We start from the raw sequence: 10,401 nt of genomic DNA, 5'->3' as shown, positions 1-10,401 counted from the left end.
GAGTATCGATATCAACCGGCTTAGGATACGCCGCAGTGTGACAGAAAGACTGCATAGTCAGATCAGCAGTAAAGCCAAGACACGCCAGATCTTTCAGTTCATCACGGGTCATAGGACCTGTGGTGTCCTGAGAACCAACGGTGGTCATCTTAGGCTCGCAGTATGTACCTGGGCGGATACCATCAACGCCACACGCTTTACCTACCATTTTCTGAGCCAGTGTAAATCCTTTACCAGTGTCAACAGGTTGCTCTGGCTTACGGAACAAATCAGACGGACCTAAACCTAATGCTTCACGGGCTTTTTCAGTCAAGCCGCGACCGATGATCAGGTTGATACGGCCACCAGCACGTACTTCGTCCAGGATGACCTTAGACTTGTAGCTGTACTCAGCCAGTACTTCACCAGTTTCGTGGTTAGTGATTTTGCCTTCGAACGGATAGATGTCGATCACATCACCCATGTTCATTTTTTCAACGTCAGCTTCAAACACTAACGCACCCGCATCTTCCATGGTGTTGAAGAAGATTGGCGCTACTTTAGAGCCAATACATACACCGCCGCCACGCTTATTTGGTACGCCTGGCAGGTCTTCACCGAAGAACCACAGAACCGAGTTAGTTGCAGATTTACGAGAAGAACCCGTACCGACTACGTCACCGACGAAAGCAACCGGATGGCCTTTGGCCTTCACTTCTTCGATTTGTTTCATTGGGCCTTTCACGCCGTGCTCTTCTGGCTCAAGACCGTCACGGGTCATTTTGTAGGCCGCTAAGGCGTGCAGAGGGATATCAGGACGTGACCAGGCATCAGGCGCAGGTGACAGGTCATCAGTGTTTGTTTCACCGGTTACTTTAAACACGGTGTAAGTCATCTTGTCAGCCATTTGCGGACGTGAAGTGAACCACTCACCTTCAGCCCAGGACTTGATGACGTCAGTTGCGAATTCGTTACCTGCTTTATGCTTTTCTTCAACGTCGTGGAAGGCATCAAACATCAGCAGAGTATGCTTCAGCTCTTTAGCTGCCAGAGGCGCAAGCGCCGCGTCGTCCAATAATTCAACCAACGTCGCGATGTTGTAACCACCGTGCATGTTGCCCAGTAATTCAATCGCTTTTTCTTTGCCGATCAGGTCGCAGCTTACTTCGCCTTTAACGATGGCACTTAAGAAACCCGCTTTTACGTAAGCAGCTTCGTCAACACCAGGAGGTACACGCTCAGAGATCAGCTCTAACAGGAACGCTTCTTCTCCTGCAGGCGGGTTCTTCAGTAATTCTACCAACCCAGCCACTTGTTCCGCATTCAGCGGTTTTGGCGGGATTCCTTCAGCAGCACGCTCATCTACGTGTTTGCGATATTCTTCTAACACGATGTTTTCCTCATGGTTATTCCTGCCTGGTTTGACGGTCGACGGCAGGAAGTGACTATAAAAGCGCCAGAATTATAGCGGTTTGTGTTCCAAAATTGAATTCCAACGCGCTGACGCGCAGTTATAACGGCTATTCAGGCAGACTATTTATAATGCAGAGCAGTGATTACATGCTAATGACTACTCTAGCGTAAGCTGTGTTCTGGCACATTTTTCGGACGCAATGGTGAAAAACGCATAATGCGAGCTCTCTCTCCATCGGTCAGTACATAAATAGCGCCGTCGCGCCCTATAATTACGTCGCGCAAACGCTCATTTATGGTAGCAAAAATTTGCACAGCCGACATGCGATTTTGGTCTAATGAGACAGCATAGAGCGCTTTATTTTTAAGGCTCGTCACCAACAGGTGATTCTGCAATTCCGGAAACACATCGTTGTGGTAGATCGTCATCCCTGATGGGGCTATCGAAGGTGTCCAGTTCAAGATTGGATCCTGCATACCTTCGTATTGCGTAAACGGCGAAATACGCGCTCCGGAATAGTCGCGCCCCAGGGTAACAACTGGCCAGCCATAGTTTTGGCCAGCTTTCACCAGGTTAATTTCATCACCGCCATCCGGACCGTGCTCGTGCAGCCAGATATCACGGCTTTTGGGGTCCTGTATAAGCCCTTGCGGATTGCGATGCCCTAATGTGTAAATGTATTGTTCCGCTTCTGAATCGCCGCCTGCAAACGGGTTGTCAGCTGCAGGTTTGCCACCTGTAGTGAAACGCAACACCTTACCTAAAAAGCTGTCTTTGCGTTGCGCTTGTTCGCGATAATCAAACCCATCACCACTGGTCATTAACCAGGTATCGTCCGGCAATTGCAGGAGCCGCCCACCGTAATGCACCGGAGTGTCTTTCGGAGTCGACACCTTGAAAATATCCTTCACGACAGGTGTTTTGGTATCTAACACAGTCGTACCGAAAGTAAGGTAGTTTTCACCTGCGGAACCACTGGCGTAGCTGAGGTATACCCGTCGCGACTCGGTAAAATCACGAGCCAGTTCAATATCCAGTAATCCCCCTTGCCCAGCCACATACAACTGTTCAAATTGCAGCGGTATTTCCTGACGCTGCCCGGCATGATCATACTCTATGATGACGCCACTGCGTTCTGTTATTAGCCACCCTCCTAACGGGTTTTCAACCGCCGCCCATGGGTAATCTAAATAGCCGGCAATCTGGGTTTGGTGATAATTTCCAGTCAATGCCGGCGCCTCGGCCGAGGCACTTAGCGCCAAAGGAGACGTACACCCTAAAAGAAAGCCTATCAGCCAGCATTGCCAGCCTCTCGAGAAACCTGAATTCATGCCCAAATAATGATCTACAACTTGTATTGCGCAGCTTACCATGAAATTATTGACCACCGCTAAATACCTTAGTCTTACCCTTCAGATTAACCAGAGAAGCAGTGAATGTCTGAACAAGCCACCGAATTCCACGTTGACACAGAGGTTAGCCGTTTTACCAAAGCGGGCGCGTTACTGGTTGCCTGGTTGGCTTGCTATACCATTGCAAGTGTTGCTCAATCTCAATTCGTACTGCAGAACCTTACTGAACTTGGTGTGGTGATTAATGGTAATCAATGGCTTGAACACACGATATTAGACTGGTGGGGTTTATTGCCGAAGTTCGGCGGCGCCATTTTCCTTTCCCTAACCCTGGCGCTGTTCATCAGTGGCAGACTGGGCCGCTGGTTGAAACTCAGACGCAACTGGCTGCATGCCGTTGGTGGTGCGTTAGCAATGTTGCTGATGCTGGCTATTATGCACCCATTGCTAAACGTCACGCTGATCGCCGGTACCCGCAGCTTCGCCGGATTGTGCTGGCAGGCACTTGCCGGGGCCGTTGGTGGTGAACTTTACCGAATACTGCGCCAGGACTTAGCGCGGTGGATTATTCAGCGCCCCAAACAAAACGCCCTTTTATAATCGGCCAGTGGATAACGAACACGGCATTCTTCGCCACACGTTCGTAGTCGTTACCCCACCGTTTATCGCTATTTCAGGTATTTTTTCCTTTTAGCTCTTGCCAAACAATTCCATCTTTGATTAAGATCAAATGATAATCGTTATCATTTGTATTTTTAATGTTAATAAATAAATCAGATATCCATCACAGGTCCATTTCATCCCTGCTGTTGTTGACCCTACTAAGTCCGGCGACCCTGGCTGGTACTGCCGACGATCCCGAAACGATTGTTGTAACTGGCACCCGTTCGCCGAAAGCTTTGTACGCCTCACCGGTGAATGTGGAAATTATAGAACAAGCCACTATCGAACGCTTGTCGCGTGGCACCTTGCGCCAGTTACTTGAAGTCATGCCCGGTGTAGTGGTAACCCGCAGCCGTAAGGACGGATATAACATTCAATTACAGGGTTTTAGTGCGGACCGGGTGTTAGTGCTCATGGACGGTCAGCCGCTCATTTCGCCGACGGGTTCGGCGGTTGATCTGGACCAAATCAGCGTTAATAACATTAAGCAAATCGAAATCGTGCGTGGCGCTGCCTCTGTCCTTTACGGTAGTTCGGCCATGGGCGGCGTAATTAACATCATCACCGAAGCGCCGAAAAAAGGTACAGTTCGTGTCACGCTGGAAGCCAATAGTTACGCTAATAATGCCAGAGATGATGATAACTGGGGGCAACTCTACCGGCTCCAGGCAACAGAGACATTGTTTGACTGGCAAACCAGCCTGAATGTGCAGTACATCGACGATCCAGGTTTCGATTACGACCCGGACACCGTGCTACAGAATGGCGCATCTAACGACAAAACCTTCCTGCATCTGGATCTGTCCCGTGAATTTTCACAGCTTCGGTTTTCCAGTAAATCCCGTTGGTTCAGCGAAAATAAATACAAAGTGTTGTCCAGCGTGCCAGGTCAGTCTTCCGTGCTGAGTTATCAGTCTGAAGTCGAGCAATGGCAACAGGATATGCGTCTTGCCGCCACAAACGACTGGCACATCAGCGCCCGGGCACTCGGGCATAATGAAACCAGTGGTAATTCAAACGGCTTGCGTGACACTCAGATTGCCATGCAGGAACTGGAGTTGCAGAAAGTCTGGATGGGCGACCTGGAGTGGATTGCTGGCATGACGCTGCATCAGGATCAGCTCGACCAGGTTAACCTCGCCTCACAGATTGTTGAAGTCGATGATGCCAGCCGACAGTCTGCTGAAGGCTTTGTACAGGTAAACGCCAGTTGGCAGTCTTTTCAAATGCTGCTTGGTTCACGGGTGCAATACGACAGTGACTTCAACTGGCACCAGGCCTGGCGCGGAAGCGTGAGTTATCGCATTGAATCCGGTGACCACAGCTGGCAGTGGCGAGCGGGTGCGGGGCAGAGTTACCGGGTGCCAAACCTGAAAGAACGCTACTACATTTTTGACCACAGCAACCTTGGTTACATGATCATCGGCAATGACGAACTGGTTCCGGAAACGGCCAATAATGTCTCGGGCGGCGTGAAGTGGCTCTATCGGCCCAATACAGACTGGCAATTCTCGTCAGACCTCAACCTCCACTACACCGACGCTGACGATTTTATTATCACCACCGCCGATGCAGCACTGTCTCAGCAGGCCGGTGTAGATGTGTTTGTTTACAGTAATGTTGAGCAAGCCGTCATTCAGGGCTTTGATGTCGCTTTAAGCGCAGAGCACAATGTTATTAAGTGGCAGGTTAACTACAGCTTTCTGGATGCCAAAGATGGCGACGGCCAGCGACTGGCTGAACGTCCCCGCCATCTGGTTAAAGCATCGGTAACTTACCAACATCTCCCGTGGGATGCTGATATCCAGTTTTATGTGGTTGCCAGTGATGATGAGTCGCCTGACAGCAGCTATGCAGGTATCTATCGCGACCACGCTATTACCGCAAATGTTCAGTTTAAACACCAGTATTCCGACCACCTGAGTTGGCAGGTAGGCATAGAAAATATCTTCGACCAACACCAAAACACCGCCAAAACACAACAAGGCTTATTCGATGCCCGCGGCATTGTGAGTCGTCAGATTGTGCTCAGCACCCAGTATCAATTTTAAACAGCAGGAGTTCTCATGAAAGTTTCGACCGGGCGCTTAACCGCCACTTTATTGCCAGCCACGATGGCCATGTTATTAACCGCATGTGGAGGCAGCAGTAACAAAACGCCCGAAGAGGAAATCATTACCGAAGGCGAAATTTACGGCCCTTACAGCACAGGCTCTACCAGCGAGCCTGTAACGGTGTACTTCGATTTAGACACCCAGAGCACCGTTGAACTGACTGACGAAGAAGCGGCCTCAGACACGACCTGGGATATCGCCTTCCGTCGCACCAAAGTGTGGCTGAACACAGCACAGGAAACGCCCGTCAGCGTATACTTTACCGGTAACAACGCTGACTTTTATGATGCTGACGGCAACCCTATCGCAGATATGTTCACTACAGCGACAGCTGATTCAGAACTGGATGACTACACGGCCATTACGCTGGCAGATGTACCTGAAGCTGACGCATTTAGCAGTGACGAAGCCGCTGCGGTAGTGGGCACCAGTTTCTATAACTATGACATGACAACCCACGTAGTCACCGCCGCTGACGATGTGTATTACATTGTGTATTCCGACAGTAACTACACCAAATTCCGGGTTACCGACATTCAAACCACGGGGCGTGAAATCGGTGAAATCACGTTTGAAATTGCGCATCAGAGCGTACTGGATGGACAAAGTGAGTTCGCCACAGCGCAAACGTTAACCCTGCAAACGGAAGCCTGTACCGACGATACCTATGTCGACTTTGATACACAAACCACAGCAACAGAAGCCGATGAGTGGGACCTGATGCTAACTTGCGGTGATGCCGGTGCAGCGTTTTCACTGACTTTGGCAGACGACGCAACGGTAATCAAAACAGATGGCCAGACCTACACAGGAATCGATTCTGCTGCTGCGCCTTACATGGGCTTCACCAGCGATGCCTACACCGAATACGCGTTTGATGCCACACCTTGGTATTACTACGACGGCAGCACACACCTGCTGTACTCGCAATTCGGCGTATATCTGATCCAGGCTGGCGATGTTACTTACAAATTCCAGATCACCAGCTATTACGATGAAGCCGGTACATCAGGTAACTACAGTTTCCGCGCCGACGCCATAACAGAATAACCTTTGCTGTCCGGGCCTGTACGCTGTGCAGGTCTGGTAGCGGTAATGAGAGTGATTTATGCAACGTATTGTTTTATTCCTGTGTACACTCTGGGCGTGCTCAACAGGTGCCCATGAGCAGTTACGCATTGTCGCAGCAGGCGCCAGCGTAACAGAAATAGTGTTTGCGCTGGATCGCGGTGACCATGTGGTCGCCACCGACAGCACAAGTTACTACCCCCATGCTGCCGCTGAACTTACGAAACTGGGTTACTTCCGACAGCTCAGTACCGAAGGTGTACTGGCACAAAACCCAACCCATGTGCTGGGCGCTGCGGCCACTGGACCCGATGCCGTGTTACAACAATTGGAAGCCGCTGGCGTAAGGGTGATCAAATACAATCACCCACGCACACTGGATGGACTGTTAGGCATGATAGGCGACATTGGCGAGGATCTCGACGCGACAGCCAATGCCAACACCTTAAAGCTGCAGGTAAAACACAGTATCGACACGGTCTTACAGTCCTCAGCCGCTGCTCAGGTGAAAGGGAAAAAGGCGCTCTATGTAGTGGCGAATAATGACCGAGGTCTAACCGTTGCGGGCAGTCATACTCTGCCGGATGCTTTGTTTAGCGAACTGGGTATGCACAACATTGCCTCTTCCCTCAACGAATACAAACTGATGAGCAACGAGAGTGTGATGCAAGCCAATCCGGATGTCATTTTCATGGCCAGCCACTTTGGCAGCGACCAAGCTGCCATTGAGGCCCTGTGTGCACATCCAGCCATCGCGATGACACATGCAGGCAAACAATGTGCTGTTACGCCATTGTCGAGTGCCACCAGCCTGGGACTCTCGCCCAGAGTGGCTGATACGCTGGCACAGATCGTTGAGGCCACCGTTGCTACGGACACACAACAACGTGACTAACCTTACCGCTCACGCTGCCGATGTGCAGATTAATCAGCATATTACTGCGCGTGATCATCGCCGCCAGCATATATTAACTGGCGCCGTTTCTACGGTGTTCATCAGTGCCTGGCTGTCCGTATCTTTGGGCAGCTACGACTGGCAATGGTCAGCGATTTGGCAATACCTGACTGCTGAAGACGCTGCACCAAGACACGTAGCAATGCAGTGGTACGTGCTCTGGGATTTGCGTTTGCCCCGCACGCTCATGGCCATTTGTGTTGGTGCGTTGTTGGGTATGGCGGGGTGTGCGATGCAGGGGTTAGTCAGAAACCCACTGGCTGATCCCGGATTGATCGGTATCTCCGGCGGGGCTGCAGCCGCAGCGGCCACCAGCATGGCGATACTGCCACTATACTGGCCCGGTATAACCCCTTTTGCCACGGTTATTGCCGCATTTTGCGGTGCATTACTAACAGTAGCGATGGTATTACATATGGCTAGACGCGCTCACGGTATTGCAGTCGGCACACTCATTCTTGCCGGCGTTGCAATAAATGCGCTGACAGGCACGGTCATTGGGGCAATCAGCTACCTTGCTGACGATGATGCATTGCGACAGATATCATATTGGACCATGGGCAGTCTGGCAGGAGCAAACTGGTTGCAGGTCGCTATACTTAGCAGCTGTTTAGCAATCAGCGCCAGTGTATTCTGGCATTGCCGCTCCGCGTTGAATTTATTTGCCCTGGGTGAACAAGACGCGGCTTATCAGGGGCTCAACGTTAAACGTTATAAAAACCTGTTGCTCTGGACAGTGGCATTTGCCGTTGCGCTTGCCACCGCCCTGTGCGGCATCATTGGCTTTATTGGTCTGGTGATCCCACATATTTGCCGCAACCTGGTAGGCGTTGACCAACGCTTCCTGATGCCGGCCAGTGGTATTCTGGGCAGTGTGTTACTGGTCCTGTCTGATTGTGTATCACGCAGCCTGTTCAGCCCGCTGGAGATCCCAATTGGCATTATTACCTCTGCCGTAGGCGCGCCATTCTTTTTGTATTTATTGTACCAACAGCGAGGGCGCATCGATGACTGATCCGGTACTTGCCATTCACAATGCGTCCATTACCAGAGGCAATCGCACGTTGATTCACAACCTGACAGGAAAACTGCGAGCCGGAGAAATGACCGCCGTCGTCGGCGAGAATGGCTGTGGTAAATCTACTCTGCTTTTACACCTCACAGGCATTCGCAATACGGCTCTGCCGGTTTCGCTGCTCAACAGGCCACTTTCTGCCTGGTCTCCTGCAGACATGGCGAAACAGCGTGCAGTGATGCAGCAGCATCCAAATACGCCATTTGCCTACTCAACAGACGAAATTCTGTTGTTGGGACGAAGCCTTTACAAAGAACCGCTGGCTTTGCGTACCGCCTGGGTTGCCCGCGTAGCGCAATGGTTTGATTTAACGCATTTACTGGGCAGAGATATACAAACCCTGTCAGGCGGCGAGCGCCAGCGCATATTTCTGGCCAAAGCGGTGTTACAGCTCATTCCTGAACATCAGCCAGTGAACGTCACCCCGGACCTGCGCGGCAAATTACTGTTGCTGGATGAGCCGACGTCGGCGCTGGATTTGCGTCACCAGCGCGGTGTCATGGAGCAGTTGAATGCCCTGACCAGCCTGGGCTTAGCGGTACTGTGTATCAGTCACGATATCAACTTAGTCTCGCCCTACTGTCAACAAATGTGGGTATTGGGCGAAGGCGCCTGCATTGCACAGGGATCACCGCGTAACGTACTCACTGAATCCGTGCTCACACGGTGCTACCGCACCCCAATAGAACTAATTACGCGTCCGGGTAAACCCCCTTTGGTTACCCACTGACGTACCATGTTATGTATTAAGAATAAGGAACACCCATGACCATGCAAACGCTCGCTTTTGAAGCCAAACAACTGTGCCGTACCCAACACTCTGGTGTGTTAAGCACCCAGTCTACCTCAATGCCTGGCTACCCCTTTGGCTCAATTGTGCCGTTTGTCACAACCCATACCGGGGATGTGATCATTTACATCAGTGACATCGCGCTTCATACCCGCAATATAAAAGCCGACAGTAAAGTCAGCCTGACCGTATTCGATCCCAGCGAGGATGACTCACAGGCCAATGGTCGCGTCACCATTATGGGCGATGCCAGCCAGCTCACTGATGACGCAGAAATTGCGCTATGTTCTGAGCAATATTTTCAGTTGTTTCCTCAGGCCAGAGCTTACCAGCAAACCCATGATTTCCACTTTTACAAAATCAGCGTAGCACGTGTTCGCTTTATTGGTGGGTTTGGTAAGATCCACTGGATCAATCCGGAATTCTGGCAAACGGAAAGCCAGGAATGGCAACGCAATACCGCCGGTATGATTGAACATATGAACGACGATCATCAGGATGCCATGCAACTCATTCTGGCTCATTTTGCCAACGTGCAGACCAGTAAGGTCACCATGCTAAGCGTATTTGCTGAAGGTGCTCATTATCAGTCGGCCGAAGGTAAAATTGTGTTTATTCCGTTTGCCAAAGCCTGTCACAGTCCTACCGAAGTTCGCCAGGCACTGGTTGCACAAACCAAAGCGTGCCGTGACGCGCTGGCTGAAACGGCCGAGTAAAATACCGTATCTGTGAGAGGGTAATTTACCCTCTCCGCTTTATCGCCTGAACCGGCAAAACCTGGTACCTAAATTAGTCCTCTCAGCCTACCCGATTTAACAGCCATTCACCGGCTTCATCCTCACTTTGGGTTTCTTTCCTCGTCAAACGTGATAGCGTAGTTTTCCAATCTCAAAAAAGGAATACAGGGTGTCATTGAGGATCATCACTGCCCGGGTTCGGGTTTTCTGGGAGTCACTGTCTACCAGCTACTGGTTTATTCCGGTACTGATGA

Annotated in this window: 8 protein-coding genes and 1 pseudogene; 7 read left to right on the top strand and 2 right to left on the bottom strand. The window is 50.9% G+C overall.

Features of this window, described 5'->3' with window-relative positions; all coding sequences use genetic code 11:
• Both AC4MRN_RS16280 and AC4MRN_RS16275 read right to left on the bottom strand, forming a co-directional pair.
• A pseudogene (locus tag AC4MRN_RS16280) lies at positions 1 to 1,369 on the bottom strand (bifunctional aconitate hydratase 2/2-methylisocitrate dehydratase); the annotation flags it as partial.
• 185 nt (positions 1,370 to 1,554) lie between these two features.
• Entirely contained in the window at positions 1,555 to 2,622 is a 1,068-nt protein-coding gene (locus tag AC4MRN_RS16275; protein WP_491203868.1) for a PQQ-dependent sugar dehydrogenase, read from the bottom strand.
• Positions 2,623 to 2,829: 207 nt separating this feature from the next.
• Here AC4MRN_RS16275 and AC4MRN_RS16270 point away from each other — a divergent pair, with 207 nt between their 5' ends.
• The 7 genes from AC4MRN_RS16270 to AC4MRN_RS16240 all read left to right on the top strand — a co-directional run bounded on the left by AC4MRN_RS16270 (position 2,830) and on the right by AC4MRN_RS16240 (position 10,126).
• Positions 2,830 to 3,345 (top strand): hypothetical protein, encoded by a 516-nt coding sequence (locus AC4MRN_RS16270; RefSeq protein WP_491203867.1) that lies wholly within the window; start codon positions 2,830 to 2,832, stop codon positions 3,343 to 3,345.
• A gap of 158 nt (positions 3,346 to 3,503) precedes the next feature.
• On the top strand, positions 3,504 to 5,459 hold the full coding sequence (locus AC4MRN_RS16265) for a TonB-dependent receptor plug domain-containing protein (RefSeq protein WP_491203866.1): 1,956 nt from the start codon (positions 3,504 to 3,506) through the stop codon (positions 5,457 to 5,459).
• A gap of 15 nt (positions 5,460 to 5,474) precedes the next feature.
• On the top strand, positions 5,475 to 6,572 hold the full coding sequence (locus AC4MRN_RS16260; RefSeq protein ID WP_491203865.1) for an HmuY family protein: 1,098 nt from the start codon (positions 5,475 to 5,477) through the stop codon (positions 6,570 to 6,572).
• Between the two features lie 58 nt (positions 6,573 to 6,630).
• On the top strand, positions 6,631 to 7,485 hold the full coding sequence (locus AC4MRN_RS16255; protein WP_073320396.1) for a heme/hemin ABC transporter substrate-binding protein: 855 nt from the start codon (positions 6,631 to 6,633) through the stop codon (positions 7,483 to 7,485).
• Positions 7,478 to 8,560, top strand: a complete 1,083-nt coding sequence (locus tag AC4MRN_RS16250) for a FecCD family ABC transporter permease (RefSeq protein WP_491203864.1) — start codon at positions 7,478 to 7,480, stop codon at positions 8,558 to 8,560. Before AC4MRN_RS16255 ends, AC4MRN_RS16250 begins: the two co-directional genes overlap by 8 nt.
• Positions 8,553 to 9,350, top strand: a complete 798-nt coding sequence (locus AC4MRN_RS16245; protein WP_073320399.1) for an ATP-binding cassette domain-containing protein — start codon at positions 8,553 to 8,555, stop codon at positions 9,348 to 9,350. The genes AC4MRN_RS16250 and AC4MRN_RS16245 overlap by 8 nt, the downstream gene beginning before the upstream one ends.
• 35 nt (positions 9,351 to 9,385) lie before the next feature.
• Positions 9,386 to 10,126: a HugZ family pyridoxamine 5'-phosphate oxidase gene (locus AC4MRN_RS16240; RefSeq protein WP_370166318.1), complete on the top strand. Its 741-nt coding sequence runs from the start codon at positions 9,386 to 9,388 to the stop codon at positions 10,124 to 10,126.
• Positions 10,127 to 10,401 lie beyond the last annotated feature (275 nt).

The sequence above is a fragment of the Marisediminitalea sp. genome (genome assembly GCF_984433645.1).
The sequence above is the reverse complement of the archived record's forward strand: the minus strand, read 5'-3'. Positions and strand labels throughout refer to the sequence as shown.

Bases quoted from the DNA above. Each gene is read 5' to 3' on its own strand.
- AC4MRN_RS16265 (WP_491203866.1), top strand. From the start codon at position 3,504: ATGTTAATAAATAAATCAGATATCCATCACAGGTCCATTTCATCCCTG.
- AC4MRN_RS16255 (WP_073320396.1), top strand. From the start codon at position 6,631: ATGCAACGTATTGTTTTATTCCTGTGTACACTCTGGGCGTGCTCAACA.
- AC4MRN_RS16240 (WP_370166318.1), top strand. From the start codon at position 9,386: ATGACCATGCAAACGCTCGCTTTTGAAGCCAAACAACTGTGCCGTACC.
- AC4MRN_RS16270 (WP_491203867.1), top strand. From the start codon at position 2,830: ATGTCTGAACAAGCCACCGAATTCCACGTTGACACAGAGGTTAGCCGT.
- AC4MRN_RS16260 (WP_491203865.1), top strand. From the start codon at position 5,475: ATGAAAGTTTCGACCGGGCGCTTAACCGCCACTTTATTGCCAGCCACG.
- AC4MRN_RS16245 (WP_073320399.1), top strand. From the start codon at position 8,553: ATGACTGATCCGGTACTTGCCATTCACAATGCGTCCATTACCAGAGGC.